The sequence below is a fragment of the Parasphingorhabdus sp. genome (assembly GCF_036964675.1).
Classification (GTDB): domain Bacteria; phylum Pseudomonadota; class Alphaproteobacteria; order Sphingomonadales; family Sphingomonadaceae; genus Parasphingorhabdus.
The window spans coordinates 24,126-50,452 of the sequence record NZ_JBALTF010000008.1 but is presented as its reverse complement, the minus strand read 5'-3'; the positions used below and the strand labels follow the sequence as shown (position 1 = coordinate 50,452).

Annotated in this window: 30 protein-coding genes; 16 read left to right on the top strand and 14 right to left on the bottom strand. The window is 59.0% G+C overall.

What is annotated here, in order from left to right:
- Window positions 1-488 (bottom strand): bifunctional 2-polyprenyl-6-hydroxyphenol methylase/3-demethylubiquinol 3-O-methyltransferase UbiG (gene ubiG, locus V7665_RS02955; RefSeq protein ID WP_335663043.1); only part of this gene is annotated, 488 nt, incomplete at its 3' end.
- A gap of 68 nt (window positions 489-556) precedes the next feature.
- Between ubiG and V7665_RS02950 the strand changes: the two genes are divergently transcribed.
- Both V7665_RS02950 and V7665_RS02945 read left to right on the top strand, forming a co-directional pair.
- On the top strand, window positions 557-1,822 hold the full coding sequence (locus V7665_RS02950) for an aspartate kinase (protein ID WP_335663042.1): 1,266 nt from the start codon (window positions 557-559) through the stop codon (window positions 1,820-1,822).
- 108 nt (window positions 1,823-1,930) lie between these two features.
- Complete coding sequence (locus V7665_RS02945; RefSeq protein ID WP_335663041.1) at window positions 1,931-2,935, top strand: NAD(P)H-dependent flavin oxidoreductase; 1,005 nt, start codon at window positions 1,931-1,933, stop codon at window positions 2,933-2,935.
- A gap of 106 nt (window positions 2,936-3,041) precedes the next feature.
- On the opposite strand, the gene V7665_RS02940 is transcribed toward V7665_RS02945, so the two are convergent.
- Window positions 3,042-3,257: a dodecin gene (locus V7665_RS02940; RefSeq protein ID WP_335663040.1), complete on the bottom strand. Its 216-nt coding sequence runs from the start codon at window positions 3,255-3,257 to the stop codon at window positions 3,042-3,044.
- A gap of 107 nt (window positions 3,258-3,364) precedes the next feature.
- On the opposite strand from V7665_RS02940, the gene V7665_RS02935 reads away from it, so the two are divergent.
- The 3 genes from V7665_RS02935 (at window position 3,365) to V7665_RS02925 (ending at window position 7,251) form a co-directional block, all read left to right on the top strand.
- Window positions 3,365-3,901 (top strand): PH domain-containing protein, encoded by a 537-nt coding sequence (locus V7665_RS02935; protein WP_335663039.1) that lies wholly within the window; start codon window positions 3,365-3,367, stop codon window positions 3,899-3,901.
- Complete coding sequence (locus tag V7665_RS02930; protein WP_335663038.1) at window positions 3,898-5,412, top strand: PH domain-containing protein; 1,515 nt, start codon at window positions 3,898-3,900, stop codon at window positions 5,410-5,412. The genes V7665_RS02935 and V7665_RS02930 overlap by 4 nt, the downstream gene beginning before the upstream one ends.
- A gap of 66 nt (window positions 5,413-5,478) precedes the next feature.
- Window positions 5,479-7,251, top strand: coding sequence for a DUF885 domain-containing protein (locus V7665_RS02925; protein WP_442955160.1), 1,773 nt, complete (start codon window positions 5,479-5,481; stop codon window positions 7,249-7,251).
- Here the strand turns inward: V7665_RS02925 and V7665_RS02920 are convergent, their stop codons facing one another.
- The 9 genes from V7665_RS02920 to V7665_RS02880 all read right to left on the bottom strand — a co-directional run bounded on the left by V7665_RS02920 (window position 7,252) and on the right by V7665_RS02880 (window position 14,405).
- Window positions 7,252-7,872: a hypothetical protein gene (locus V7665_RS02920; RefSeq protein WP_335663036.1), complete on the bottom strand. Its 621-nt coding sequence runs from the start codon at window positions 7,870-7,872 to the stop codon at window positions 7,252-7,254.
- Window positions 7,873-7,927: 55 nt separating this feature from the next.
- Entirely contained in the window at window positions 7,928-8,467 is a 540-nt protein-coding gene (locus V7665_RS02915) for a demethoxyubiquinone hydroxylase family protein (protein ID WP_335663035.1), read from the bottom strand.
- Window positions 8,460-8,945: a disulfide bond formation protein B gene (locus tag V7665_RS02910; RefSeq protein ID WP_335663034.1), complete on the bottom strand. Its 486-nt coding sequence runs from the start codon at window positions 8,943-8,945 to the stop codon at window positions 8,460-8,462. The genes V7665_RS02915 and V7665_RS02910 overlap by 8 nt, the downstream gene beginning before the upstream one ends.
- A gap of 9 nt (window positions 8,946-8,954) precedes the next feature.
- Complete coding sequence (locus V7665_RS02905) at window positions 8,955-10,319, bottom strand: S41 family peptidase (RefSeq protein WP_335663033.1); 1,365 nt, start codon at window positions 10,317-10,319, stop codon at window positions 8,955-8,957.
- A 127-nt stretch (window positions 10,320-10,446) separates the two neighbouring features.
- Window positions 10,447-11,646: a murein hydrolase activator EnvC family protein gene (locus V7665_RS02900; protein ID WP_335663032.1), complete on the bottom strand. Its 1,200-nt coding sequence runs from the start codon at window positions 11,644-11,646 to the stop codon at window positions 10,447-10,449.
- A 2-nt stretch (window positions 11,647-11,648) separates the two neighbouring features.
- Window positions 11,649-12,071 (bottom strand): 23S rRNA (pseudouridine(1915)-N(3))-methyltransferase RlmH, encoded by a 423-nt coding sequence (locus tag V7665_RS02895; protein ID WP_335663031.1) that lies wholly within the window; start codon window positions 12,069-12,071, stop codon window positions 11,649-11,651.
- A gap of 12 nt (window positions 12,072-12,083) precedes the next feature.
- Window positions 12,084-12,407 carry a ribosome silencing factor gene (gene rsfS, locus V7665_RS02890; RefSeq protein WP_335663045.1) on the bottom strand — a complete coding sequence of 108 codons (324 nt, stop codon included), beginning with the start codon at window positions 12,405-12,407 and terminating at the stop codon, window positions 12,084-12,086.
- A 92-nt stretch (window positions 12,408-12,499) separates the two neighbouring features.
- Window positions 12,500-13,141, bottom strand: coding sequence for a nicotinate-nucleotide adenylyltransferase (locus tag V7665_RS02885; protein ID WP_335663030.1), 642 nt, complete (start codon window positions 13,139-13,141; stop codon window positions 12,500-12,502).
- A 10-nt stretch (window positions 13,142-13,151) separates the two neighbouring features.
- Complete coding sequence (locus V7665_RS02880; RefSeq protein WP_335663029.1) at window positions 13,152-14,405, bottom strand: glutamate-5-semialdehyde dehydrogenase; 1,254 nt, start codon at window positions 14,403-14,405, stop codon at window positions 13,152-13,154.
- 248 nt (window positions 14,406-14,653) lie between these two features.
- On the opposite strand from V7665_RS02880, the gene V7665_RS02875 reads away from it, so the two are divergent.
- Together V7665_RS02875 and V7665_RS02870 are read left to right on the top strand one after the other, a co-directional pair.
- A complete protein-coding gene (locus V7665_RS02875; protein ID WP_335663028.1) occupies window positions 14,654-15,847 on the top strand; it encodes a M23 family metallopeptidase in 1,194 nt (397 codons plus the stop codon).
- Entirely contained in the window at window positions 15,840-16,262 is a 423-nt protein-coding gene (locus tag V7665_RS02870) for a bactofilin family protein (protein ID WP_335663027.1), read from the top strand. The genes V7665_RS02875 and V7665_RS02870 overlap by 8 nt, the downstream gene beginning before the upstream one ends.
- Before the next feature lie 45 nt (window positions 16,263-16,307).
- Here V7665_RS02870 and V7665_RS02865 read toward each other — a convergent pair whose 3' ends face one another.
- Window positions 16,308-17,816: a YifB family Mg chelatase-like AAA ATPase gene (locus V7665_RS02865; RefSeq protein ID WP_335663044.1), complete on the bottom strand. Its 1,509-nt coding sequence runs from the start codon at window positions 17,814-17,816 to the stop codon at window positions 16,308-16,310.
- 185 nt (window positions 17,817-18,001) lie between these two features.
- Between V7665_RS02865 and V7665_RS02860 the strand changes: the two genes are divergently transcribed.
- The 9 genes from V7665_RS02860 to dapE all read left to right on the top strand — a co-directional run bounded on the left by V7665_RS02860 (window position 18,002) and on the right by dapE (window position 24,538).
- Entirely contained in the window at window positions 18,002-18,727 is a 726-nt protein-coding gene (locus V7665_RS02860) for a hypothetical protein (RefSeq protein WP_335663026.1), read from the top strand.
- A gap of 122 nt (window positions 18,728-18,849) precedes the next feature.
- Window positions 18,850-19,185, top strand: coding sequence for a PGPGW domain-containing protein (locus V7665_RS02855; protein ID WP_335663025.1), 336 nt, complete (start codon window positions 18,850-18,852; stop codon window positions 19,183-19,185).
- A gap of 120 nt (window positions 19,186-19,305) precedes the next feature.
- Window positions 19,306-19,440, top strand: a complete 135-nt coding sequence (gene rpmH, locus V7665_RS02850; protein WP_074203543.1) for a 50S ribosomal protein L34 — start codon at window positions 19,306-19,308, stop codon at window positions 19,438-19,440.
- Window positions 19,441-19,447: 7 nt separating this feature from the next.
- On the top strand, window positions 19,448-19,897 hold the full coding sequence (gene rnpA, locus V7665_RS02845; protein ID WP_335663024.1) for a ribonuclease P protein component: 450 nt from the start codon (window positions 19,448-19,450) through the stop codon (window positions 19,895-19,897).
- A 2-nt stretch (window positions 19,898-19,899) separates the two neighbouring features.
- Window positions 19,900-20,112: a membrane protein insertion efficiency factor YidD gene (yidD, locus tag V7665_RS02840; protein WP_335663023.1), complete on the top strand. Its 213-nt coding sequence runs from the start codon at window positions 19,900-19,902 to the stop codon at window positions 20,110-20,112.
- A gap of 53 nt (window positions 20,113-20,165) precedes the next feature.
- Window positions 20,166-22,025, top strand: a complete 1,860-nt coding sequence (yidC, locus tag V7665_RS02835; protein WP_335663022.1) for a membrane protein insertase YidC — start codon at window positions 20,166-20,168, stop codon at window positions 22,023-22,025.
- Window positions 22,022-22,642: a ribosome biogenesis GTP-binding protein YihA/YsxC gene (gene yihA / locus V7665_RS02830; protein ID WP_335663021.1), complete on the top strand. Its 621-nt coding sequence runs from the start codon at window positions 22,022-22,024 to the stop codon at window positions 22,640-22,642. Before yidC ends, yihA begins: the two co-directional genes overlap by 4 nt.
- Window positions 22,643-22,713: 71 nt before the next feature.
- Window positions 22,714-23,385 carry a glutathione S-transferase family protein gene (locus V7665_RS02825; protein ID WP_335663020.1) on the top strand — a complete coding sequence of 224 codons (672 nt, stop codon included), beginning with the start codon at window positions 22,714-22,716 and terminating at the stop codon, window positions 23,383-23,385.
- Window positions 23,386-23,395: 10 nt separating this feature from the next.
- Complete coding sequence (dapE, locus tag V7665_RS02820; protein ID WP_335663019.1) at window positions 23,396-24,538, top strand: succinyl-diaminopimelate desuccinylase; 1,143 nt, start codon at window positions 23,396-23,398, stop codon at window positions 24,536-24,538.
- Window positions 24,539-24,548: 10 nt separating this feature from the next.
- On the opposite strand, the gene V7665_RS02815 is transcribed toward dapE, so the two are convergent.
- Together V7665_RS02815 and mltA are read right to left on the bottom strand one after the other, a co-directional pair.
- A complete protein-coding gene (locus V7665_RS02815; RefSeq protein ID WP_335663018.1) occupies window positions 24,549-25,109 on the bottom strand; it encodes a Smr/MutS family protein in 561 nt (186 codons plus the stop codon).
- A 2-nt stretch (window positions 25,110-25,111) separates the two neighbouring features.
- On the bottom strand, window positions 25,112-26,327 hold a 1,216-nt coding region (gene mltA, locus V7665_RS02810), incomplete at its 5' end, for a murein transglycosylase A (protein ID WP_335663017.1).

Here is a 26,327-nt window from a genome sequence, read left to right as displayed (position 1 = left end):
GACAGGATCATCAGGCCATCCTCGGCCATGGCACCAGCCAGTCCGGCAACAAAGGCCTGCGGATCATCGACATGTTCAATCACTTCGAGCGAGGTCACCAGATCAAAACCCCGGCCCGCGAAATCCTCGATCGCCTCATGGCGATAATCGATTGTCAGCCCTTGCGGATGCGCATGCGCCCGCGCCACAGCGATATTCTCCGCCGCCGCGTCAAGGCCGGTCACGCGCGCGCCCAGTCTCGCCAGCGGTTCGCACAACAGTCCGGCGCCGCATCCGACATCCAGCGCTGTTGTGCCGGCCAGCGGCTTCAACAGACTGCTGTCGCAATGAAAATGCAGGTCAATCGCGTCGCGGATATAGGCAAGCCGCACCGGATTTAGCCGGTGCAACATCGCCGAAGACCCCTTCGGGTCCCACCAGTCCGCCGCAAGAGCACCGAAATGCGCGGCTTCGTTCGGGTTAATCGTGCTGCTACTTGCCTTTGTCATGCCCCCTCTTTATCAGGCTTTTCAATCCTGTTCAGGCCCTTTTTATCGAAAGTTTTACCGACAGCAGCATGGCACGCATAGTGATGAAATTTGGCGGCACCTCGATGGCCGGAATCGAACGTATCCGCCGGGTAGCGCAGATCGTCAAGCAACAGGCCGATGCCGGCCATGAAGTCGCGGTGGTCGTATCGGCCATGGCCGGCGATACCGACCGGCTGGTCAATTTTTGCCGCGAAGCCAGTTCGCTCTATGATCCGGCCGAATATGACGTGGTCGTGGCATCGGGCGAACAGGTGACTGCGGGCTTGCTGGCGATTGCCCTGCAATCCCTGGGAGCAAGGGCGCGCAGCTGGCTGGGCTGGCAAATGCCGATCCACACGATCGAGGCGCATAGCAAGGCACGGATTGATTCGATTGACGCTACGGCGCTGACCGCCGCCATGCAAAGCGGCGAAATTGCGATCATTCCCGGTTTTCAGGGCGTGAGCGAAGATGGCCGGATCACGACATTGGGACGCGGCGGGTCCGACACCAGCGCGGTGGCAATAGCCGCAGCGGTCAAGGCCGATCGCTGCGATATCTATACCGATGTTGATGGCGTCTATACCAGCGACCCCCGAATCGTGACCCGGGCGCGCAAGCTGAAAAAAGTGACGTTCGAGGAAATGCTCGAACTGGCCAGTGTTGGCGCGAAAGTGTTGCAGACCCGTTCGGTCGGGCTGGCGATGAAAGAAGGGGTGCGGATTCAGGTATTGTCCTCCTTTACCGACGAAAACTCCCCGGTGGCCGACGACCTGCCCGGAACAATGATTATCAGCGAAGACGAAATGGAGACGGACGATATGGAAGGCCAATTGATTACCGGCATCGCCCATGACAAGAATGAATCCAAGATCACCCTGACCCGCGTGCCCGACAGGCCGGGCGCGGTTGCCAATATTTTTGCGCCACTCGCCGATGCGGCGATCAACGTTGATATGATCATCCAGAATGTCGGCCGCGAAAAGGGGGAAACGGATGTGACCTTCACCGTGCCAAGCGCCGATCTCGATCAGGCGATGCAGGTGCTGGAAGGCGCTCAGGAAAGCATCGGCTTCAACCGCCTGATCCCCGACAGCAATGTCGCCAAAATATCGGTCGTCGGCGTTGGCATGAAGAGCCATGCCGGCATCGCCGCCACGATGTTCAAGGCACTCGCCGAGCGCGGCGTGAATATTCAGGCGATCACCACCTCCGAGATCAAGGTCAGCGTATTGATCGAGGAAGATTATACCGAACTGGCGCTGCGGGTTCTGCATACCGCCTACGGACTCGATGCGGTGGATGCGGCCTGATCGTCTCCCTCCCCTTCAGGGGAGGGATTAAGGGAGGGGAAGTCATAGTGTCGGCCCCCTCTCCCAACCCTCTCCCCTGAAGGGGCGAGGGCTTTAGAAAGAAACCCAATGACCCAATCGAAACTCCAGCATCTCATGCAACGCGGCACCGATTTTCTCGGCTGCGAGACCGCGATCATGTGCGGGGCGATGTCCTGGGTGTCTGAGCGCCATCTGGTCAGCGCGATTTCCAATGCCGGCGGCTTTGGCGTGATCGCCTGCGGTGCGATGACGCCGGAATTGCTCGACACGGAAATTGCCGAAACCATGAAACGCACCGACAAGCCGTTCGGGGTCAATCTGATCACCATGCATCCCGATCTGATGGAACTGATTGCGGTCTGCGGCAAACATGCGGTGACTCATGTCGTGCTGGCTGGCGGCCTCCCGCCCAAGGGCAGTCTGGAAGCGATCAAGGCAACCGGCGCGAAGGTAATCTGCTTTGCCCCCGCCATGGCGCTGGCCAAAAAATTCGTCCGATCCGGGGTTGATGCCCTGGTCATCGAAGGCATGGAAGCGGGCGGTCACATTGGCCCCGTGTCCACCTCGGTGCTGGCGCAGGAAATATTGCCGGAAATTGCCAGTCAGCTGCCCGTCTTCGTCGCTGGCGGCATTGGCACCGGCGAAATGATCGCCGCCTATCTGGAAATGGGCGCCAGCGGCGTCCAGCTCGGCACGCGCTTTGTCTGCGCCCACGAATCCATAGCCCACCCCGATTTCAAGAAAGCCTTCATCCGCGGCAACGCCCGCGATGCGATCACCAGCGTCCAGGTCGATCCGCGTCTGCCGGTGATCCCGGTGCGGGCGCTGAAGAACAAGGGCACGGAAGAATTTACCCGCAAGCAGATCGAGGTTGCCAAGCTGCTGGATTCCGGCGCGATAGAAATGGGCGAAGCACAGCTGCAAATTGAACATTTCTGGGCAGGAGCGTTACGAAAAGCGGTCATAGATGGCGATATTGAGCATGGAAGTGTCATGGCTGGACAGTCGGTCGGCATGGTCAAGGCGGAAGAATCCGTGGCCGAAATTATCAAATCTCTGGTCGATCAGGCAGAAACGGCGCTCGCACGATAAATCATTCCCGCAGAGGAACTTCAGTAGCCGGGTAATTTGGCGGGGCCCCGTTGCCAGCCCATCGGCGTTCCGGTCTATGGGAACCGGTAATGATCAAATCTGGCGATCATGCGCTCGAATGATGGGTAAATCCAATGCGCAAGGAAACCTGATAATGAGCGACCTTGCCATCGACAATATGCCCGCGCGTGTCGGTGACTTCGAACCAGCCCAGATCCTTGACCGTCTCAGCGGTCCGGGCGACCGCTTTCTCGATGGCGTCCTCGATACTTTTCGATGAACTGCCCACGACTTCGGTGATCTTGTAGACATTGTCATCCATGGCAATTTCCTTTTTTCCGGTTTTCGAATCGATAGGGCGACCATTATAACACGACAACCAACCAAGCCTGCTTGCATCCGGAATATGGTTGGTTCACAACCCCCTGGATGAGCGAACTTCTAAACCAGACGGACCCCGTCACGCCCGTTCCAGGCAGCCCGGCAGGACAGTATAATCAGGGGCTGACGCCGCTGCACCCGCCGCAGAAGAGCCTGATCCGGATCGGCATGATCATTCGTGCGCTGGTCCTGCTGGCGCTGGCACTGGCGGCAGATATTGTGCTCCAGATCCAGCTTGGCGTGCAGCCCGGCATGGTCCTGATCCCTGCGGCGCTGCTTGCTGTGCTGCTGGTCTTGGTGCTGCCCGGCCGCAAATATCGCCGCTGGGGCTATGATATGGGCGCCGAGCAATTGCGGGTGCTGCGCGGCTTTCTCTGGCGCACCGACACGATCGTCCCGTTCAACCGGATTCAGCATATCGACGTGGCCCAGGGCCCGTTGCAGCGGATGTTCGGCCTGTCGACCCTGATCGTGCACACCGCCGGGACGCATAACAGCATCGTCACCCTGCCCGGCCTCGCCACCATCGATGCCGAGGATATGCGCGAGACGATCAAGGACCATATCCGCCAAGACATGATATGAACGACCTGACCGCCAGCCCGGTGCCGGACAACAGCGCCCCGTTTCAGCGCCTGCACCCGCTCAGCATCATCCTGAAATCTTTGGGCACGCTGAGTCAGAATATCTTTGCCATCCTGATCCTCCATTTCAGCCTGTTCGATCAGAATATCGTCTATAGCATGCTCGCCGCGCTGGCCCTGATAACGCTGGTTTTCGGCGTCACGACCCTGATCTGGTCGCGCTTCACCTATCAGGTCACCACCCGGGAAATCCGCATCAAGAGCGGCCTGCTCAACCGCAACAACCGCTCGATCCCGTTCGACCGGATTCAGGATGTCAGCCTGGAACAGAAACTGGTCAGCCGCTTGCTCGGCCTGGCAACGGTTGCTCTGGAAACCGGTTCCGGTGGCGGCGAAGATGGTCAGCTGGATGCGCTGTCGCGGACCGATGCAGAGCAGCTGCGCGACACCATCCGCGACTATAAGGACGGCTTGAATGCGGAACGTGCCGAAGCGGACGACAGGCCCGTCACAGCCGATGTACCGCCGCTATTCGCGATGGACAATCGCCGCATATTCATCGCCGGACTGTTCAACTTCTCCTTCGTCCTGCTGGCAATTCTCGGCGCTCTTGCCCAGAATCTCGATTTTCTGCTGCCCGACGGCTTCTTCGATCCGCGCAGCTGGATTGACGCTTTTCCCGAACAGGATACTATCGACGGCTTCAGTTCCTGGGCGCGGATCGGCGGCGCGCTGGCCGCAATCCTGTCGCTGGTCGTGATCGGCTTCGGCAGCGGCATCGTCCGGACATTCGTCCGCGAATATGGTTTCCGCCTCGACCGGGTTGATAGCGGACAGCCCGGATTCCGGCGGCGGCGCGGATTGTTCACGCTGACCGACATGGTGATGCCGATCCATCGGGTTCAGGCGGCGATCGTGCAGACCGGTCCGGTGCGCGCGCGCTTTGGCTGGTATCATCTGAAATTCACATCATTGGCCGGGGATAGCGGCGGTGAAACCGACCATAGCGCGGCGCCCTGTGCAACGCTGGCCGAAATAGATCCGATCCTCGATGACTGCGCTATCCATCAGGCCCCGGCCGATCTGATATTCCAGCGGGTCGACCCTGCCTTATGGTGGCGCGGCGCAATCATTGCCTCGCTGCTGCTCACCGGCATCGCCCTTGCCACCGGAACATTTATCAATGGGGGTTTTTTCGCGATCATCCTGCTGGCCGTTCCGGTCAGCCTGATCAGCTATCTCAACTGGCGTCATCACCAATTTGCGCTGACCGACCAACAGTTATTTGTCCGGTCGGGCTGGTGGCGTCGGCGGCTCACCATATTGCCGCGGCGCAAGATCCAGACCATCGATGTCAGCCAGTCGCCGCTCGACCATCCGCTGGATCTGGCAACAGTCACCATCGGCATTGCCGGTGGCTCGGCGATCGCACCGCTCAACATTGCCGCCATTCCCTGGCAAAGCGCCATGGATCTGCGTGCCCGGCTGTTCAGCTGGCAAAATCGGACTTGACTAAAGCCGCCGATCATTCACGATAGTTGCCAGAGATATTATCAGGATTGTTTCGGGGAGAATATGATGCGCAGAACAAGTTTGGCCATGCTGGCACCACTGGCGATGCTGGTCAGTGCGCCAGTCCATGCGCAAGCGGCTGACCACCAGAAATCAGCCGAGTTGCACACGATCATCGATGCCTATTGGGCCTATCAGCTCGACCAATATCCGGAATTTGCCTCCTCACTCGGGGTTGACGATCCGATTGGCCGGGTCAGCGACGCCAGTCTCGAGGCCGAAGACGCCCGCGTGGCCAAGGCAAAGCTCTGGCTCGCGCAGCTGGACGCAATCGACACCGCCGCCCTTAGCGAGGATGACAAGACCAACTATGGCATATTGCGCCGGACGCTCGCCGAGCAGATTGAGGCGAACAGCTATGGCCAGCGCACCATCAATTTCACCAATCGCGGAGGCTGGCACCAGAATTTCGCCAGCATGCAGAACAACCTGCCGTTCCGCAACGCGCAGGATTACCAGACCTATATCAACCGGCTGAAGCAATATGCACGGGTCAATGAGCAGTCGATCGCGGTCGCCAACAAGGCATTGGCTGGCGGCTATGTCCAGCCCTGCGTTTCCATGGTCGGCTATGAAACCAGCATTTCCGGTCTGGTCACCGACAAGCCCGAGGAGTCGCGTTTCTATCAGCCGTTCCTGCGCAAGCGGCCCGAGGCAATAGACCAGGCGACGTTCGACAAGCTGGCGGCAGAAGCCGCCGGGACGATCACCAGCGTCATCAACCCGGCGGTGAAAAAGCATCTCGACTGGTATGTGAAAGACTATGCCCCGAATTGCGCCAAGGCGCCGGGCATCTCGGCCCAGCCGGGTGGTGCGAAATATTATGATTTCCGCATCCGCCAGATGACGACGACCACCAAGACCGCCGACGAGATTCACAATATTGGCCTGAGCGAAGTGGCGCGGATCCGGGCCGAGATGGTCGATGTCGCCAAGGAAGCGGGTTACGACACCCGCGAGGCGTTTATCGAGCATCTGCGGACCGATCCGCAATATTATGCCAAAACGCCGGAAGAGCTGATGGAAAAGGTCGCCCGGGTGAACAAGATCATCGACGGCAAAATGCCTTCGATCATCGGCAAGCTGGCGCGCCTGCCTTATGGCATCAAGGAAATTCCGGCGGAGACCGCAGAAGGCACGACCACGGCTTATTATAATCCCGGATCACCCGATGTCGGCATTGCCGGCTTCTATTATGTCAACACGTCGAAACTCGATCAGCGGCCGTTCTGGGAAATTCCGGCGCTGAGCGTGCACGAAGCGGTACCCGGCCACCATCAGCAGATCGCGTTGCAGCAGGAACTCGACATGCCGGACTTCCGCAAACATGGCGCGTTTTTCACCGCCTTTGTTGAAGGCTGGGGACTCTATTCGGAACGGCTCGGCATCGAGATGGATCTCTATGACACCCCGGCCAAGAATATGGGGCGGCTTTCCTATGAAATGTGGCGCGCCTGCCGGCTGGTTGTCGACACCGGCATCCACAGCAAGGGCTGGAGCAAGCAGCGGGCGATTGATTTCATGACCGATAATACCGCGCTCAGCACCGCCAATATCGAAGCGGAAGTGAACCGCTATATCAGCTGGTCCGGTCAGGCGCTGGCCTATAAAATGGGCGAGCTGAAAATCCGCGAACTACGCACCAAGGCGACCAGCGAACTGGGTGACAAGTTCGACCTGCGCGAATTTCACGATGTCGTGCTGGGACAGGGCGCCGTGCCGCTCGATATGCTCGAAGCGCAGGTGAACCGTTGGATTGAAGCGAAAAAAGCTAGCTAGTCATTCGCCGTCAGGGCCGGGGGTTTCATCCGCCCCCGGTGGCACGGCAAGATCGTTGGTGGCTTTGACCGCATCGGCATCCCTTGCGTCAAGCCGGTCTCTGGCTTCCTCGGCCGCTGCGTCGCGCGCTTCGCGGTTGGCTTCGATTTCCAGTACCCGTTCTTCCACGGCATCGGATTCCGCATCGATCCGGGACAGGCGATTCTGCCGTTCCTCTTCGATCAGCTGGCCCCAGTTGACCGTGTCATCGATACCTTTTTCGGCATAGGCCTGACTGAGCAGCGCCTGCGTGCATCCGGTAAAACCGCCCGCTCCGGTGGGCGAGCAGCTGTTGGTGCCTGATTTCCCGACATATTCATAAGAGCGAACGCGTTCCGACCAGGCCTGATTCTTGGCATCGCCCAAGCTGCCGCTGCGCAGGGTTTCGGGAATGCGATAACGATCGCCCTCATCCTTGCGCGCGCACACAACAATCTCTTCATCGCTGCTCTGCGGGCAGGGATCGTCGCCATAGATGACCAGCTGATTGACCCGGTCTCCGGGCTTGTCCTGCGCCTGTACCGGGAATGCCAACAGGCCAGCGCCTGACAGCGCGGCGGCGGAGATCAAAAATTTCTTCATCATACGTTCCTTTGTCCGCACCGATCTGAACCGCTGCTGAAGCGGGCCACGCTTCCTAAATTCGTTTCGACAATCCTATCGCAACCCGGCAGCCCAGCCGGATCGCCGCGCTCAAAACCGGATAGCCGGGCGCGTCTTCCGCACCCGCAGCAATTGCCGTTGCCTTATGCTCCAATTCCTCTTCGCGAAACTCCGCAATCATACGGGTCAGCTCGGGATCATCTTCCGATTCGAGCGCATCGAGCTGCTCGCTATAATGATGGTCGATTTCGGTTTCCACCGCAGCGGTGCACGCCATTGCCGCCCGGGGGCCGAGCGCCGCCGTTGTCGCGCCCAGCGCATAGCCGGCGACTTTCCAAAATGGTTGCAGAGCGGTGGGCCGCACACCGCGATCGGCGATCATCTGGTCAAACGCATCGAGATGCCGCTGCTCCTGCTCTGCCATATGGTGGATCGCGCTGCTGTGCGGCGCATCATCGCCCATCACCGCCAGCTGGCCCTTGTAGATTTGCGCTGCGCCATATTCGCCAGCCTGATTGACGCGGATCATCGATGCGATATCGGCTCGTGTTTGTATCAATTTTGCTTCAGCCATGATCGGCATCCTTTCGTCCGGTCGCTACCATCAACAAGATGAGGATCGCGCCACCAACTGACAAGAGGAAATTGAAACCCGCCAGGGAAATGCCGAACAGGGTCCATTGTGCGACATCGCAGCGGATCAGCGGTGCGTTCATGATTGAATCCAGCATGTCGCCACCTGCCGCCAAATTGGTGGAGCAGGAGGTAAATCCTTCCCACCAGTGATATTCCACGCCGGCGTGAAAGCCCCCGATCAGGCCGCTGGTCAATATGGCCAATGCCGCCGCGACGACCAATGGCATCGACCAAGCTTTCGGACGAAGAATCAGAGCAGGCAGTGCCAATATGATCGCGACAAGATGCGGCCATCTTTGCCATATGCACATTTCGCAGGGATAAAGCCCAAAGCCATATTGACTGATCAGCGCGCCGCCGAGCAAGGCTGTCGGCAGCAGAAACGCCAGCCAGGCGGCATTGCGCAGGGTCAGCATCAGCAGGCCCTAGTTTTTCGCAACCACGGTTTTCTTGGCCGGCTTTTTCGCCGCCTTGTTCATCGCCATTTTCAATCCATCGGGACCGAGGCGACCAATGGTCTGCAGCGCATAATGCAGCTGGAAATCTTCCACACCCAGTTCCTTCAATTCTTCGGCGGTCTGGGTGAAGCGGGGATCTTCCTTGCTGTCCTCTTCCAGCACATCATCTTTCAGCTTGATCTCGTTGATCAGATGACGGCGCAAGTCGGATTCGCGGAACCTTGGGCGGGTCTTGTAATCCGGATCGGACAATTGCGGCACATTGATATCGGGCTCGATGCCGCCCTCCTGCACCGATTTGCCCGAAGGCGTGTAATAGCGCGCAGTGGTCAACCGCAGCGCGCTGCTATTGGAAAGCGGCAACAATGTCTGCACCGAGCCCTTGCCAAAACTACGCTCGCCCATGACCAATGCCCGGTGATGGTCCTGCAAGGCACCGGCAACAATTTCCGAAGCCGAAGCAGAGCCCGCGTCAATCAGGACAATGATCGGCAGGCCGGTCGCCGCATCACCGCTCTTGGCAAAATAGCGTTCAATATCGGATTTTTCGCGTCCGCGCTGCGACACGATTTCGCCACGTGACAGAAATACATCGGAGACCGACACGGCTTCATCGAGCAGGCCGCCCGGATTGGACCGCAAGTCCAGCACATAGCCCAGTGGTTTCTTGCCCAGAGACTGGTCGATACCGGCAATCGCGGCGGCAACATCGGCGCCCGTGTCATTCGAGAAGCTGTTGATGCTGATCACGCCGATCTGGTCCTTGATCTCCCAGGTAACCGGCTTGAGATCGATAATCGCACGTTTCATCGAAACATCGAACGGCTTGTCCCTGCCGGGGCGGACGATCGTGATGGTGATCGGTTCACCGGGCTTGCCGCGCATTTCCTCGACGGCTTCATCCAGCGTGCCGCCGTAGATCAGTTCGCCATCAATATGGGTAATATAGTCGCCCGCTTTCACGCCCGCCTTGTCGGCCGGCGTATCCTTGAACGGAGCAATGACTTTCACGGCACCGTCTTCCAGCGTCACCGAAAGGCCCAAACCGCCATAATTGCCGTCGGTCTGGGTCCGCAAATTTTCAAAATCCCGGGCATCGAGAAAACTGCTGTGCGGATCGAGACTGCCCAGCATGCCTTCAATCGCCCCCTTGATCAGGTCGGCATCGTCCACCTGATCGACATAGTCATTCCGCACCCGCTCAAAGACGCTCATGAACTGTTCCATCTCGCGATAGGTATTTGCATCCACGGCGGAAATTGCCGAAGTCGTGGCGGGCAAAAGCGCGACGGTCAAAACAAGGGCGGCGGCTTGCAATACGGGCTTTTTCATCAATAGTGTCCTGTCGGTCCAATTCGGTGCCAAATATAGGCTGGAATCGTCTGTAAAGCAAAGCAGCTTAACCAATAATGACGGAAAGCTTCGACGAACAACAATTTTCGAGTCGGCTTGCCCTTGTTCAGCCAATCAGGGCGGCAATATCAATCGGCCTGCCATGGCGGCGCAATTCGACGGTGACGGTGGGATCATCGGAACCAGACTGTCCAACCGGCGCGCCCTGCACCACCTGGTCGCCGACCGCGACACTGCTCGTCGCCATATTGGTGATCAGACTGGTCCAGCCGGCATCATGTTCGATAATCAGAATATTGCCATAGCCCCGGTAACGGCCAGAATAAGCCACTCGCCCCGCTGCCGGCGCGACAATCTGCGCACCAGGATCCACGGCGATGGTCAGGCCGCGCGAGCGATAGCCGCTATCGGATATCTCGCCGAGGCCAGTGACAATTTCACCGATCACCGGCAAGCGATAGGCATTGGCGACATCTTCCTTCTGCCGAGGCAGCCCAGCCCTTGGCTCCTGCCCCTGTCCGGGCCGCAGAACCGGTCCCTCCAGTTCCGCCAGTGATTCGCGGACCGCACCGCTTTCGCGAATCTGGTCCATCAGGTCCAATATGTCTCGCGCTTCCTCGCCAAGGGCCAGCGCATGGTCCTGCTCGATTCCGGCATCGTCGGAGAAACGCGCAGCATCAATCCGCTCGCTGGCTTCCAGACCGGCCAGTTGCCGCCGCCGTTCGGTCAGGCGGCGCTGGCTTTCATCGAGCGAGGCAATCGCACGGGTGGCCTGCAACCGCAGTTGCTCGCCCTGCCTGACTTCATCGCGCAGGCTGGCGGTGCGCCGTTCGATTTCCGGCATTATGGCTGACAGAATCGAACGCATATAGATAAGCTCGTCGAGCGAACGCGGCTCGACCAGAGCCAGCGCGGTCGGCTTGCGGGTCATCATTTGCAGCGCAGCCGTCAGCCGGATCATCGGCCCCTGCTTTACCGCCAGCCGCGCCCGCTGCTGCCGCTGCAGCTCAGTGACAATGGCGATGCGCGTGCGGGCGGCCTTGATATCGGCTTCTGCGGCCTGAATGCGGGCGGCGAGAGCGGCGGCTTCGCTGGCGATCCGGTCGGCATCATTGCTGGCTGCTTCGGCCTGCCGTCGCAATGCATCACTGCGCTGGCTGGCGCGCTCGGACTGCTCGCGCGCCGATAGCAGGCTGCGCTGCTGTTCTGACAGGCTTGGTTCGGGGGCCTGCGCAGAGAGCAGCGCCGCACCGGCCGTCGCCAGGCCGAGAAAACTGATCAGGGCGAGAGCGGAACGAATCATCATGCTCATCCTTCCCTATGATAGGGATGACCGGCGATGATCGAGGTCGCCCGAAACAATTGTTCTGCGAGCATGGCCCGCGCCATCATATGCGGCCAGGTCGCCTTGCCGAAAGAAAAGAAATGATCTGCGCTGGCCCGTTCGTCCGCGCTCAGGCCATCGGCGGCGCCAATCAGGAAACGCGCCTCGCGCGCACCATTGTCACGCCAGGTCGAAAGCAGATTCGCAAATTTGCTCGACGTCCAGTTTTCGCCCGCTTCGTCCATCGCGATAATCCTGGTGACGCCTTGCAGCTTCGGCGACTTGCCGCCCTGATCGGGCAGCTCGCTGATCTTCACGTCCCAGCCAATCCGTTTCACATAGCGGTCGACGAGCTCCGCTTCCGGGCTGCGGCCAATTTTGCCGCGGGCGACGATATGCAATCTCATCGCCCTGCAATATCAGGCTTCGGCGACTTCCGTCGCTTCGCCTTCTTCGTCGACAGCCCACATCCGTTCCAGATTATAGAAGCTGCGTACTTCCGGCCGGAACAAGTGGATGATCACATCGCCGGCGTCGACCAATACCCAGTCGGCATTGGCAAGACCTTCGATTCGCGCGGTGCCGCCCGATTGCTTGATCCGCTCGGCCAGTTTCTGGGCAATAGACGCGACCTGCCTGGTCGAACGCCCTTCGGCGATCACCATATGGTCGGCAATATTGCTTTTGCCAGCCAGCGGAATGGAGACAACATCCTGCGCCTGATCATCATCGAGCGATTTCATGACCAGCGCATGGAGCGCGTCCGACTCGGCCTTTCCTTCCTTGGAAGTGGCAGATTTCAGAACTTTTACCTTCGGTTTCGTCAACTTAAATCCTAATCTTCTGGGCCTATCAACCGGTGTGTCACCGCGTCACGAACGCGGCGATCATCATATTGCTGATGCCAATGGGGCCGGGCCATCCGGATTGCGGTGGCCGAGCGAGGGTCGGGACGATAGCGCAGGAATGTCAGCGCCGGCGTACTCCAGTTGGTCCAGTTACCACGCTGGCTCGCGGGGTGGACGAAGCGCCGCAGCCAAGCCATTGCGGGAGCCGCAAAAGCATCGACATCATAGCCCGGTCTCGAAATAACTGCAATCGGCAATAATCGGGCTATTTTTCGCCAGTCTTTCCAGCGGTGAAATTGCGCCAGATTGTCGGCGCCCATGATCCAGACAAATTGCCGTTTCGGGTAACGCCGAACGAGCGCGAGCAGCGTATCATAGGTGTAGCGCGTGCCCAGATCCTGTTCGATGGCCGTCGGTTTGATCTTGCTCCGGCGCGCCATTTTCTGCGCCGAAGCCAGCCGCGCATGGAGCGGCGCCATGTCACTGGCACCTTCTTTCAGCGGATTGCCCGGAGACACCAGCCACCAAGTTTCATCGAGGTCGAGCTGCTCGCTCGCAAACAGGCTGATCGAGCGATGGGCGCCATGCGCCGGATTGAACGATCCGCCAAGAAGGCCGGTGGTTTTCACCGAATCACGTTCAAGGGCGTACTTGCCCGGTTCCGCGCACCACCCATTTATAGGTCGTCAGTCCCTCCAGCGCGACCGGACCGCGCGCGTGGAGTCGCCCGGTGGAGATACCGATTTCCGCACCCAGTCCGAATTGGCCGCCATCGGCAAACTGGCTGGATGTGTTGTGCATCACGATCGCGCTATCGGCGCGCAGGATGAACCGTTCGGCCATGTCGGAGTCTTCGGTGACAATCACATCAGTATGGTGCGAACCATGTTCGGCAATATGCGCCAGCGCCTCATCGACGCCGTTTACCATCGCCACGGACAGGATGGGCGCGAGATATTCGGTATCCCAGTCGGTCTTATCCGCCGAGACGACTCGCTCGTCCAGTTCGAGCACGGCATCATCGCCGCGCACTTCGCAACCGGCATCCAGCAGCGCGCGGACCAGAGGGCCGGGAGCGGGATAATCCTGATCGATCAGCAATGTTTCCATTGCGCCGCAAATCCCGGTCCGCCGCATCTTGGCATTGACCGCAATCGCAATGGCTTTGTCTTGATCCGCGTCCTTGCCGATATACGTATGGTTGATACCGTCGAGATGCGCGAGCACCGGCACCCGCGCTTCATCCTGCACCCGCTTGACCAGTGACTTGCCGCCGCGCGGAATGATGATGTCGATCAATCCGCTGGCTTTCAGCATCGCCCCAACCGCTTCCCGGTCGGTGGTCTGGACCAGCTGGATCGCGTCAGCGGGCAGACCCGCTTCGACAACGCCTGTTACCATGGCATCAAAAATCGCAACGTTGCTGTGTATCGCTTCCGATCCGCCGCGCAATATGACGGCATTGCCCGAACGCAGCGTCAAAGCCGCCGCATCGGCGGTCACATTGGGCCGGCTTTCATAGATGATCCCGATAACGCCCAGTGGCACCCGGACGCGCTCCATCACCAGGCCATTGGGCCGTTCGGTGCGATCGATGACTTGCCCGACAGGGTCGGGAAGCACGGCGACATGCTCTACCGCATCTGCGATGGCTTCGAGGCGTTCGGCATCGATCATCAGCCGGTCGAGCATGGAATCGCTAAGGTCCCGATCCCGCGCGCTTTCCATGTCGCGCTGATTGGCGGCCAATATCAGGTTCTGGTTGTCGCGCAGGTGCCGCGCGGCAGCCTTCAGCGCGGCAGATTTTTGTGCATCGCTCACGCCGGTCAGCGTGGAGAAGGCAGCGCGCGCCTTGCGGCCCATATCGGTAATCAGTTGTGCTGGATCTGTCATAAGCCGCTGCTAGCATGGCGGCGTTAGCAATTTAACCCAAAATCGCGATATAGTTCGAGCAGGAAAATTTTCTCGTGGAACAACAATCGATTCCTCCGAATCGGTTGGTTCGCAGACAAATTATTCGGGAATCGCGCAATTCACCCCACGACTCGTTCGACTCGTCACGAGTCACCCCGTTGCGATTCGCCAGTCTCACCACCCTCTGCTAGCGGACCTTTGGGGATTAAGAATAACAACGGCGGGTCATGCACAAACAAAATACCGGAAAAGGGTTAAAGGCCCGGCTGGACCATATGTTTACCGATCGCGAGTTTTTCATGCGGTCACACGGACAGGTCCGCTTTCTCACAATATCGGCAATATTGCAGAAGCGCGTGTTCTATTCTGTCGCAGCGGCGCTGGCTTTCTGGCTGTTGATCACGCTGGCGATGATGATCAACCAGCTTACCGTTACCGGCGAACGCATGGCCCTCGCTCAGAAAGAAGCCGAGGTAAACAGCTCCGAAAGCCGAGTCGCAAATTACAAGGCATCGATTGACGACGTCGCCGCGGATCTCAAGCAGCGTCAGGATGTGCTCGATCAGATGACCGAGCAATTTGTCGGCGAACCGCCGGAAGCTGCTGAATCAGCGGAACAGAAGCAAACCGACGAACAATTGTCCGAAAATACGCGGAAAATCAGCGCGGCTTTCCCGGAGGCTGCCCATCTTGCCAAGCTCGAGGCCCGGCAGATCACCTTTGCCCGACGCCTGACCATGGCGGCCGTTCAACGCACCAAACAGGCTGAAGAGGCGATTCGCAAATTCGGTCTGAACCCTGAGAAGCTGGCCAGAAATTCCACCGACGCGATGGGTGGTCCATTCATCCCCTATTTCAAGAATCAGGACCATGAACTGCATCCCACGCTCGAACGGCTCAACCTGGCGCTGCAGCGGATGGATACACTGGAGCGGTCCTTGATCGCCATCCCGTCCGGCAAGCCTGCCAGCACCGGAATGATATCGAGCAGCTATGGTTATCGCCGTGATCCCTTCACCGGCAGGGGAGCGATGCACAGCGGCATGGATTTCAAGGGCCCATACGGTCAGCCGGTGGTGGCCGCCGCCGGCGGCAGAGTCACCCATGCCGGCTGGAAGTCCGGCTATGGCAAGACCGTGGAAGTCACGCATGGCAACGGCTTGATGACGCGTTACGCACATTTGTCGCAAATTGGCGTGATCGCTGGCCAAAAAGTCGAACAGGGATTACAATTGGGGGCAATGGGAAGTACGGGACGCTCGACCGGGACGCATCTGCATTTCGAGGTGCGGTTGAACGGACGGGCCATTAACCCCCGACCATTTTTGGAGGCGAATATAGATGTTCTCAAGGTCAAAGCCATCGCACGACAACGTACCAAAACACCAAAGCACGCCGAGTCAGGCACCAGCCGTGGCTAGAAGCAGCGGCAGCAGCGGATCGAGTTTTTCGATCATCGGTGACGGCATAGTCATCACCGGCAATATCGAATCAAAGGTCGATCTGCATATCGACGGCGAAGTGATTGGCGACGTGAAATGCCTGTCGCTCGTCCAGGGGCCGGCAAGCAAGATAAAGGGTGCGATCACTGCCCAGAATGCCAGCCTGGCCGGTGCGGTCGAAGGCTCGATTGATGCCGGCGACCTTGCCATTGCCTCGACCGCCCGGATTGGCGGGGACGTCACCTATGAAAATGTGACGATCGAGCAGGGCGGTCATGTCGACGGCAAGTTCAAGCACCGCAGCAGCAAGTCGCCAAATCTCGCCAAATCGACGGTGAACATGAACGAAAAGGCGATCCCGCTGGAGCTGAGCGCTGGCGACAGGGCAGCCTGATTTCGCCTACATTGCGCTAGCGTGCGATCGACATTCATCGCCAGGCTAATTGCGGGGCACTTGTCGCCGATAGCTGAGTGCTTCCGCCACATGGATACGGCCGATTTCATCCGCGCCAGCCAGATCGGCGATGGTGCGCGATACGCGCAAGACCCTGGTATAGCCGCGCGCCGTTAACCGCATCGCTTCCGCAGCCTGCGCCAGCAAGGCCTGCCCCGGCGCGTCCGGCGTGGCATATTGCTTCAGCGCATCGCCATCGATTTCAGTATTGGTCCGTGCTTCCAGATCGGCGTAGCGCTGACGCTGGATTGACCGCGCTCTGGCGACTCGCGCAGCCACTGCTTCCGATCCCTCTGCCGGCGGCGGCATGGTAAGGTCTGCAGCGGACAAGGCTTCCACCTCGATATGCAGGTCGATCCGGTCGAGCAGCGGCCCGGAGACTTTCGCCTGATAGTCGGCGGCGCATCTCGGTGCCCGCGAACAGGCCAGAGAGGCATCGCCGAGATGGCCACAGCGACACGGATTCATCGCGGCAACCATCTGAACGCGAGCCGGAAAGGTGACATGCGCATTGGCCCGGGCCACACTGACTTCTCCGGTTTCCAGCGGTTGGCGCAGCGAATCGAGCACCGGTCGCTGGAATTCGGGCAATTCGTCGAGGAACAGCACGCCGAGATGCGCCATGCTGACTTCCCCCGGGCGAACCTTCAGCCCGCCGCCGACCAGCGCCGCCATCGAGGCACTGTGATGCGGTGCGCGAAACGGCCGCTGGCGGGACATCTGGCCGCCTTCCAGCGTACCGGCGACAGAAGCCACCATCGAAACCTCCAGCGCTTCGGATGGCGACAAGGGCGGCAATATGCCCGGTAAACAGGATGCAAGCAGCGACTTGCCCGACCCCGGCGGGCCGTTCATCAGCAGATTATGCCCACCGGCGGCGGCTATTTCCAGCGCCCGTTTCGCGGTTTCCTGCCCCTTCACATCCTTCAGGTCCGGCCCATAATCCGGTTCTGGCGCAGCGCCGGTCTCCGGCGGCGTCAATATCGACTGGCCCTTGAAATGATTGAGCAACGCCAGCAGGTCACCGGGTGCCAGCACCTCGACATCACCGGCCCATGCCGCTTCCGGGCCCTGCAATGCGGGACAGACCAGGCCAAGATTTTTGCCCGATGCATGAAGCGCCGCCAGCAACACGCCGGGCGTGACCGCCAGTCGGCCATCGAGCGACAATTCGCCGACCACGACATAGCTCGCGAGAGTCTCGGGATCGATAATGCCCATCGCGCCGAGCAATGCCAGGGCAATCGGCAGGTCATAGTGGGAGCCGGCTTTCGGCAAGTCGGCGGGCGACAGATTGACCGTGATTCGTTTTGGTGGGAGTGAAAGCCCCATCGCTGAAATGGCTGCACGCACCCGCTCGCGGCTTTCTGCGACCGCCTTGTCCGGCAGGCCGACGACGTTGAATGCAGGCAATCCCGGCGCAACCTGACATTGCACTTCGACACCCCGCGCCTCCAGTCCGAGATAGGCTACCGTCTGAACCAGCGCCACCATCATAGCCGCCCCAATTTCATAGCCTAAACACTGGCGGCCAGCGGAGGTCGAGTCGAGCAGCAACAGCCACTTGGCCGCAACCGTCAAAATTCCCGGAAAGCCGGGCGGAAAACAGGTTAATATCCTGACAACCAAGCGCGCTCACACTTTCGCAAGCGGACCGCCTGCACAAGCGGTAAATGAATTTGAGCATCCAATCAGATCGCTTAGAAAATTGCCGCGTTTCGGGCGGCTGGCACCGCTATTCTGTTCTCGGCGCCTTGCTGCTCTTCGCATTGCTGCTGCTCACAACCCAACCGGTCCATGGCGCGAGTCGTCATATCGTCACCGAGACGACCGAAACGCTGGTCTATGACTTATCCGAACCATCAACGCCAACCACACCGGTCGCGGCTACTTCCGGTCAATTTGGCCCGTTTCGCGTGATCGCTCCGGACACCGTCGAAATGACCGGTACCGTGGATAGCTATACACCCGCAGTTTTCCGTAAAATGCTCAATCAATATCCCGGAATCAGGCTGATCCAAATGCTCGATTGCGACGGATCGGTGGATGAGGAAGCCAATCTCGAGCTTGCCAGAATGATCCGCCACGCGGGAATCAGCACCAATGTCCCTGCCCATGGCTCGGTCCGCTCCGGTGCTGTGGATCTTTTTCTCGCCGGAGTCCGGAGGACAGCGGCCCCCGATGCAGAGTTCATCGTGCACAGCTGGATGGACGAAAACGGTCTCGAAGCGAAAGACTATCCGGTCAACGATCCGGTTCATGCCGAATATCTCGACTATTATGCGGAAATGGGCGTGTCGATACTCACTGCAAAAGCCTTTTATGCCTTCAGCATCAGCGTCCCCTTTTCGGAGCAATTGCGCATGTCTCGCCGCGACCTGACGCGCTTTCAATTCTTCCACTAGCCGCTTCCATCCGCTATGACCGTTCACGGCTCGTGCATCTTCGGGAGCGATAATCAATGCTGCGCGCTATAGATGTGACAGCAGGCTTGCGAGTCTGATGGCAAAAGAACAAATGGATTGTGATGGACGACAAACTGGCAAAAAAACGGTGGAAATACACCTCGGGATCCCGATTTCTGCTCACCGTGGTCGGATTCACGCTGATTCTGATTTCACCGATCATTGGCGCAATCCCCGGCCCGGGTTTCATAATCGTCTTTCCCATCGGTCTGGCTCTGGTCCTGCAAAATTCACGCTGGGCGAAGAAGCGCTATGTCGATTTCAAGCGGCGTTTCCCCAATTATGGCAAGTGGACCGACTGGGCAATGCGCAGAAGGCACCACAAGACCCTGCCCGACGATTTTGAACTGCCGATTTTCGGCAAGGTGAAGACGGGCAATCGGGGGAAGAAAGTTTAGGGCCAGGGCATCGCGCAAACGCTTGACTTTCCGCGCCTGCCTGCCTAATCGCAGCCACAACATATCGGCCGCAGCTTTTGGCGGCCTTTTTTATCGAAATTTTGACGTAGGATAATCGCGATGAAGCGTACATTTCAACCGAGCCGCCTGGTCCGTAAACGGCGCCATGGTTTCCGCGCCCGTAAAGCCACTGTTGGCGGTCGCAAAGTATTGGCTGCCCGCCGTGCCCGTGGCCGCAAGAAGCTCTCTGCCTAAACCAAATATGACCGCCCGTGCTGCGCCTGTCGAAGCACGCCTATCGCCGGATCATTTGGATGGGAAGAATCCTCCGTCCGATTCGGCGTCTGTCGATTCAGACCGGCCGATCGAAGTGATTCGCAAACGCGCGGATTTTCTCGCTGCCAATCGTGGCAAGCGATTCGTCACCTCCAGCTTTGTCCTGCTCGCGCATCGCCGCCGAGCCGATCACACGATCCCGGCGGAAACGATCCGCCATGGCATCACGGTCACCAAGAAAATTGGCAATGCCGTCGTGCGCAACCGCATGAAGCGTCGATTCCGGGCGCTGCTCGCCCAGGTCTTGCCCGGCCACGGCATCGCCGGCGTCGATCACATCCTGATTGGCCGCAAAGCGGACAAAGAAGGGGATTTTGCCACTGTTAAGGCGGAACTGGAAAAGGGCCTGAGACACCTGGCCAAAAAGCTGGATTAGACATGCTCAAGTCTGTTTTCATCTTCTGCGTGCGATGCTGGCAATGGGGCCCATCGCGCCTTTTGCCCCCGACTTGCCGCTATATGCCGACCTGCAGCGCCTATACGATCGAAGCGATCCAGAAACATGGTGCAATTAGGGGTAGCTGGCTGGGAGCGAAACGGCTATTGCGCTGCCATCCTTGGGGAAGCTCGGGTTACGACCCTGTGCCTTGATACCCTGAACACCGATCCTATTTGCAACAAATGGCCGAAAGCGGGACGAAATAGTGGACGATAAGCGTAATATTATCATGGCGGTGCTTCTCACCGGGATCATCCTGTTCGGCTGGCCGCTCATGATGGAACAATTTTTTCCGGACATGGCCAACAAGAATGAGGCAGTGGAACAGGCTGAAGTCTCGACCACCGACCAGGTCGCGGGCGGCAAAACGGCCGCAACCGTCGTTGCAGCCTCTGGCGGCACTGAAATTTCCGCCGCTGCGGCGTCAGAAAAAATCAGGCCTCTGGCCACCGTTTTGCGTGAAAATCCCCGTATCCTGATTGAAACACCGCGACTGAAAGGCTCGATCAACCTCAAGGGCGGGCGGATTGATGATCTCACGCTGTCCGATCATTCGGTTGATATGAGCAAGAATAGCGAACCTGTTCGACTCTTTGCTCCTTCCGGCACCGAAAATTCCTATTTCAGCCGCGTTGGCTGGGCAGGTGATGGCGTTGCGGTCCCGGATGATAATACGATCTGGTCCGCTGACCGCAGCAAACTGACCCCCGAAACGCCGGTCACGCTCAGCTGGTCGAACGAGACCGGGCAAATCTATGCGATCAAGCTGTCGATCGACGACGACTATCTGATCACCAGCGAACAGAGCGTTACCAATCGCGGCGAAAATCCAATCGCGCTCAAGCCCTATGGCCTGATCAACCGCAAACGGGATCTGAAAAATATTCCGCCCAGCGAAGCGAGCACCTGGACCATCCACTCCGGTCCGGTTGGCGTCTATGAAGGCGCCGCCAACTACGATGTGGACTATAAGAATCTCGCCGGTGCAGAGCCGGGATTTTTTGCCCGTATGTTCGGCACCTCTGCGGTTGCCGGAACCAATAGCTACGACACGGACGTCAGTTGGCTGGGCTTTACCGACAAATATTGGTTGAGCGCTCTGATCCCGGACAATATTTCCCAAGTCGACGCAAAATTCCGTTCTGGCGGGGGTGATATTTTTCAGGCCGAGATCGCGAAAAAGAACGCGCAGATCATTGCACCTGGTCAACAGCTGAAAACCACAACCCGTCTGTTTGCCGGAGCCAAGGAAAACGCGGTACTGGTGAAATATCAGGAAGGCCTCGGGGTCATAAATCTCGATCGCGCGATCGACTGGGGCTGGTTCTACTGGTTCGAGAAACCACTATTCTATCTGCTGAACTGGTTGTTCAATCTGGTCGGCAATTTCGGTGTAGCGATCATCCTGATGACCTTCATCGTCCGCGGAATCATGTTCCCGATCGCCCAGAAACAATTTGCATCCATGGCACAAATGCGCGCGGTGCAGCCGAAAATGAAGGCGATTCAGGCGAAGCACAAGGACGACAAGCAGCAACAGCAGCAGGAAATCATGAAGCTGTACAAGGACGAGAAGGTCAATCCGCTTGCCGGATGCCTGCCGATCTTCCTGCAAATTCCGATCTTCTTCGCGCTCTACAAGGTGCTGATGCTTTCGATCGAAATGCGCCACCAGCCCTTCATCCTCTGGATCAAGGATCTGAGCGCGCCCGATCCGCTGACGCCGGTGAACCTGTTCGGCCTGTTGCCGTTCGATCCGCCATCTTTTCTGGCTGTCGGCATTTTGCCGATCCTGATGGGCATCACCATGCACCTGCAGTTCAAGCTGAACCCGGCACCGATGGATCCGATGCAGAAACAGATCTTCAGCATCATGCCGTGGATCCTGGTGTTCATCATGGCGCCTTTTGCCGCCGGTCTGCAGCTCTACTGGACGATATCCAATACGCTCACCATCCTGCAGCAGAAATGGCTCTATTCGCGCCACCCGCAGATGAAAGAGATGATGGCCCAGGAAGCCGAAGAAAAGGCACGCAAGGCCGCGGCTGACAAGGCAGAAGCATGACACCGCTCCATCCGAAACTGTTCTCCGGCCCGATCAGCTTTCTGAAAAGTGCGCCGCAGCTGCAATTTCTGCCCGAACCGACGGTGCCGGAAATTGCCTTTGCCGGCCGGTCCAATGTCGGCAAGTCGTCGCTGATCAACGCGCTGACCAATCGCAATGGTCTTGCACGAACGTCAAACACACCGGGGCGGACCCAGGAGCTCAATTTCTTCGATATCGGCGATCCCTTGATCTTCCGGATCTGCGACATGCCGGGCTATGGCTATGCCAAGGCGCCGCCGAAAGTGGTCCAGAAATGGCGCTTTCTGATCAACGATTATCTGCGTGGACGGGCCGTGCTGAAACGGACCTTCGTGCTGATCGACTCGCGACACGGCATCAAGCCGGTTGACGAGGAAGTGATGGAAATGCTCGACCGGGCGGCGGTCAGCTACCGGGTGGTGCTGACCAAGGCGGACAAGGTCAAGCAGGAAGAACTGGATATCACGGCCGAAAAGGTCGCGGAGATTGCCAAGAAACATCCTGCCGCGCATCCGGACCTGCTGCTTACCTCTTCCGAAAAGAAACAGGGTATCGACGAACTTCGGCTTGCCGTTCTCGAAGCCGTGCAAAGCTAGCCAACCGCAACCAGACTGCTGCACAAGGCTTTTCTCGACACAGCCGATCATATTTGATTATGGGGCATTATATGAAATTGATAATCGGAAACAAAGCCTATTCCAGCTGGTCGATGCGCGGCTGGCTTGCCTGCAAACAGTCGGGACTGTCCTTCGAAGAACTGACCGTGCCGCTATTCGGCGATGATTGGGATCATGTCCGGGAAGGCGAGAATTTTGCCCCGTCGGGCGGCAAAGTACCGATTTTATGGGATGGCGAGACCGTGGTCTGGGATAGTCTGGCGATCATCGACTGGCTCGCGGACAAGACCCACCGGGACCGTTTCTGGCCGAAAGACGAGACCGCCCGCGGCATGGCCCGTTCGATGGCAGCGGAAATGCATTCCGGTTTCATGGCGCTGCGCCGGCAATGCCCGATGAACACACGAAAAATTTATGACGGCCTGGCGATCAGCGACGAGGTCAAGGTCGACGCTGCGCGAATCATCGAACTCTGGGCGCAGGCGCGCGCCCGCTTTGGCGGCGGTGGACCGTTTCTGTTCGGCACTTATGGCGCTGCGGATATCATGTATGCGCCGGTGGTTTCGCGCTTTCAGACTTATGGCTTTCGTTTGCCCGGCTTTGCTACCAGCTATATGCAGACCATTCTCGATCATGAATGGACAGCGCAATGGATGGAAGCGGCCGAGGAGGAACCCTGGGTAATCGAGCGGCTCGAGCAACCGAAATCAGCAGAAGCCTGATCGCCCGGATATGACCGCACCAACAGCTCTCGACCTGGCAAAGCGGCTGATCGCGCAGCCCAGCATCACCCCCGCGACCGGCAGCGTGTTTGACGAGATGGAAGCGATGCTCGCACCGCTTGGATTTGAAATATCGCGCTTTATCGCCGGCGATGCCCCCGAAGATGCGGAACATGGCGGTCCGGTCGAAAACCTCTTTGCCATCCGCAGGGGTCCGGCCGAGTCGCGCCATTTTGCCTATGCCGGGCATCTCGATGTCGTGCCGCCTGGCCAGGGCTGGCAGACGGACCCGTTCGTGCCGGAAATACAGGGCGATCTGCTCTACGGACGCGGCGCCGTCGACATGAAGGGCAGTATCGCTGCCTTTGTAAGCGCCCTGCACCAGCTTCCCGATGATCTGGGCACGATCAGCCTGATCATCACCGGCGACGAAGAAGGGCCGGCCCGCTTCGGCACGGTCGCGCTGATGGACCTCATGGCCGAGCGGGGCATCACACCCGACCTCTGTCTGGTCGGCGAACCGACCTCGGTCCACCGGCTCGGCGACATGATGAAAATCGGACGGCGCGGTTCGGTCAATATGTGGGTCACCGTGCATGGCATGCAGGGCCATGTCGCCTATCCGCACAACGCCGACAATCCGATCACCAAACTTGGCAAGATCTTGAGCGAGATTGATGCGATTCAGCTGGATGAAGGCACCGACTGGTTCCAGCCGAGCAATATCGAATTTACCGATCTGCACGTTGGCAACCCGGCGCATAATGTGATTCCGGCCAAGGCCGAAGGCCGCCTGTCGATCCGGTTCAACGACCGGCACACGGGGGAAAGCCTCAGCGCCATGGTGCAGGCAATCGTCGAACGGCATGGCGGCGCATTGAAGCCGGTCATTTCCGGCGAACCATTTCTGACACCGCCCGGAGAATTTTCCGGCATTGTCGCGGACGCGATTCGCGAAGTGACCGGCGTGGAACCGGAACTGTCGACATCGGGCGGAACGTCCGACGCCCGCTTTCTGGCAAAAATCATGCCGGTGGTCGAATTTGGCCTGTGCAACGCCACCATGCATAAGCTGGACGAAGCCGTAGCGGTCGATGATCTGGAACAGCTGGCGAAAATATTTGCGCTGATTGTCGCACGGTCGCTGTCCTGAAACGCTGCGTTCAGCGCCGCCGCCGCAAAATAATATAGAGCGCGCCGGCCCCGCCGTGGCGCGGATGGGCGCGGCGCACGGTGGCAATATGCGAGGCATGGCGAGAGGCGGCCAGCCAGTCGGCAATCGCCGCCCGGATTGCTCCGCGACCGCCCTCCCGGTGGCGTTCGTCGTCATTGCGCGCCTTGCCGGTAATCAGCAATATCGCGCGATGGCCGGCGGCAATGCTGAGTTCGAGCGCCCCGTCGAGACGGCCATGCGCCGATGACAACGTATAACCGTGCAAATCGACGGTAACATCGGGCTGAATCATACCCTTGGCGAGACGGCGATCCCAGCCGCCATCCAGCCCGTGACGCGTGGCCACCGGTTTCTGATCGCGCAATGGGACGGCTATGACCGATTTTCCGCCGAAGCTTTCCGCAGTGATCGGACCGGCCAGGTCGCGCTGCCGCCTGGCGACCGGAAGATTTTCAATCCGTTTCAGCCGTCCCTGATCGAGCGGCTTCACGGTTTCGATGAACTTCTGCCAGAGCGCCTTCTCGCCGGCGGTAAGGGGCCGGTCCGACATGATTACTCGCCCGGGTTTTGGCGGGCTGCGACCAGCCTGGCAACGGTGCCTTTGGGCAGGAACAGCAACGCCTGTCCGTTGGAGGACATGCCGCCCGCGATTATAGCCGCTTCTTCGCCTGCGCCCCAGAATGTATCGAAGCGGTTGGCACCCTTGATCGCCCCGCCGCTATCCTGCGCGACCCAGAGACCGTCGGCAATATCATGTTCCATATCAAGAAAGACCGGCGCGCCCAGCGGCACAAACATCCGGTCTGCGGCGACCGACGTGCGCCCGACCACCGGGTGACCCATTGCCCCCAATGGCCCTGGTCCGGTCAGTTCGTTGAAAAATACATAGCTTTTGTTCTCGCGCATGATCTTCATGCCTTCTTGCGGGTTGGCCCGCAGCCATTCGACGATGCCCTGCATGTTGGTCTTGCCGTCGGCCAGCAATCCGCGTTCCCGCATCAGCTTGCCGATGCCGGTATAATCCCGACCATTTTGTCCGGCATAGCCGATCCGCATGATCGACCCGTCGGGCAGCGCCAGGCGGCCACTGCCCTGGATCTGCAGAAAGAACAGATCGATATAATCCTGCGCCCAGGCGATCTCCAGTCCCTGACCGACCAGCGCGCCATCATCGATCTGGGCCCGGTCTTCAAACGGCACCAATTTGGTCCCATCCACCTTGCCGCGGATTCTTTTGTCTTTCAACGCTTCGGAAAAAAGGCCGAGATCGACGTCGAGCAAATTGTCGGGTCGCCGATAGATCGGCACCGGATATTTGGCGTTACTGATCCTGGATCCGCTGATCTGCGGTTCAAAATAGCCGGTTGCAAAAGCCTTGCCATCGCCAATTTGCACCGTTTCGAAATAGGATGCGAAAAAGCGCGCGGCATCATTATCCTGCCAGCCCGCGGCGGCGGCGCACGACAATTGCCAGTCGGCACCATTGGTCAGACCGCTATTATCCTCGCGCCGGACCAGCGACGAACAGCTGGTGCGAAAGGATCGCAGCGCGGATGCGGCTTTGGCCTCTGTTAGATTGAGGCTGGCGATATCCGGTCCCAATGCGATGCCGGAACCGGTTGCACGGGTCGAGTCATCCCCGATTTTGACGAGCTGCGCGGAATCGACAGGCCTGAACCTCGCCGGCGCGCCATTCTTATATGTCGACTGCGGAGTGGCGGTATCACCCGCAACCCATTCACCGTCTTGCTGCTGGGCCTGCTGTGGC